Source organism: Cupriavidus phytohabitans (assembly GCF_000426345.1).
In the GTDB taxonomy this organism is placed as follows: Bacteria; Pseudomonadota; Gammaproteobacteria; order Burkholderiales; family Burkholderiaceae; genus Cupriavidus.
This window is the reverse complement of record NZ_AUFE01000219.1, coordinates 1-1,595: the sequence shown is the minus strand read 5'-3', so window position 1 is coordinate 1,595 and position 1,595 is coordinate 1. Positions and strand designations below refer to the sequence as shown.

Below are 1,595 nucleotides of genomic sequence, written 5' to 3'. Positions count from 1 at the left end.
ACCGGCCACGATCAACCTTCGTACACCAGATTTGACTTTATCTCGTGCCACTGCATACAAATGGCAGTGAACGGGACATTCGCGATCAAGTGAAAAAGCGGAAGTTCAGTGGCGGCACACGCAGCGAACTCGGTCGTCAATGCCGTGACACCTTCTCGAGCCTGAAGAAGACCTGTCGGAAGCTGAAGCAAGGACACGGCGGCTGTGGCGCAAGAGTTACTGGACCCGGTGCAGGTTGACAGCAGCGAGATCCAGATCTTGTGCACTATAGTGCGCTGCCAATGACCGGAGGAGTCCATGCACTTGGTCGGGCGCCGCTCCGTATTCTCCGTAGTTCGGATCGAACAACTTCGTGCGATTTCCACTGGTCGCAACGGCGATGGCATGTCCTTCCCCGTTCTGGAATCGCAGACTGACGAGATATCTGGTGTTGCTTTTCGCCAGAGGTTCAGCAACTGCACCCAAGCCTCGGTAGGGAGAGCAATAAATCGTTGTCGATTGGCCAATCTTTCGCAAACCTGCGTCCCTCAAGATCGCTTGCGCACCTTCGGTAATCGGCTCCTCGGCCCCGCTGCGGTGTGCGTGGGCGATAGCGTGGTGATATCGCTCATGCCTCATAGCTGCTGTGTCGTACGCGGCGTTCCCTGGCGCCAGGGTGTCCAGCCGGCTGCTCGCGGTTCCAGCCCCCTTCAAGCGCAGCCATTCCGTAGACAAACCTGCACAGATATTCGCTCTATTGAGGTCAGCTGATGCGACCTGATAGTCCGAAAGGTCGTGGTGAGTACTGTCGCCCAGGGAGTCAGACACTGAAGCAGCAGAATGTCGCGCAGACGTCGTGGAAGACGTCGTGGATGCCTGGTACCTGTCCGAGGGCGTTCGGCTCAATGAAGAACTGATACAGCCGTTGTCCGAGGCCTTTTTGAGGTCCAGCGGTGTTCTCCGGGCCAGTGGACTCGTTGAACGGGGAACGAGAAGAGGCGACGGCTCTATGCTGACCTTCGTGGAAGAAGATGGGCTACGGGGCGGCAAATCAGGCAATTGCCCAGCAGCTCGACGCGGCGTGGCTGCCCGTGTGGATTTTACCGAAACTACCGGCTCGGTACTCCCAGACACAGCTGAGCTGTGAGGCTCGATATGAGTAGTCCTTCTGTTGACCTGCATTGTATTTCCTAAATTTCATTGTTGAGCCGAGATGTTTCTTTGGAGACGTACCGTATGTCGAATACCTGCACGAAATCTGGGGGCGTTTTGCGAAAAGCAAGGGCTACGCCTTTCCACGCTGCAGCGCCTCATGCGACCGCCTTCGAGCGGTCACTGATCTCTGTCCCTAACCCGATTACGTTGCGCCAGCGAGGAACCACTGCAGCACCCCAGCCGTTGCTGACCTTGCGTAGGCAGTCTTGCCGACTGAGCCAGCGCGAGTTAGGACTGCGCCGGCGTCAGATTCCAAGGCAGCAGTGTCTCGTAGTCGTCAGCAGTCTGCGCTTTTGGCAGGAGCTTGAGCGCAGCAACGAGATACCGGTACGGATCAACGCCGTTGGCCTTGGCCGTCTCCACCTGGAGCTAAAGTCGAAACTGGTGTACAGGCGGGGAAT

General features: G+C 57.3%; 1 protein-coding gene and 1 pseudogene. Both read right to left on the bottom strand.

The genetic code is table 11. The features are described 5' to 3' along the window. Nucleotides 1-216: 216 nt before the first annotated feature. Nucleotides 217-1,161 carry a YopT-type cysteine protease domain-containing protein gene (locus K309_RS44270; RefSeq protein ID WP_084402727.1) on the bottom strand — a complete coding sequence of 315 codons (945 nt, stop codon included), beginning with the start codon at nucleotides 1,159-1,161 and terminating at the stop codon, nucleotides 217-219. Between the two features lie 261 nt (nucleotides 1,162-1,422). Next, a pseudogene (locus K309_RS41370) lies at nucleotides 1,423-1,557 on the bottom strand (transposase domain-containing protein); the annotation flags it as partial. Nucleotides 1,558-1,595 lie beyond the last annotated feature (38 nt).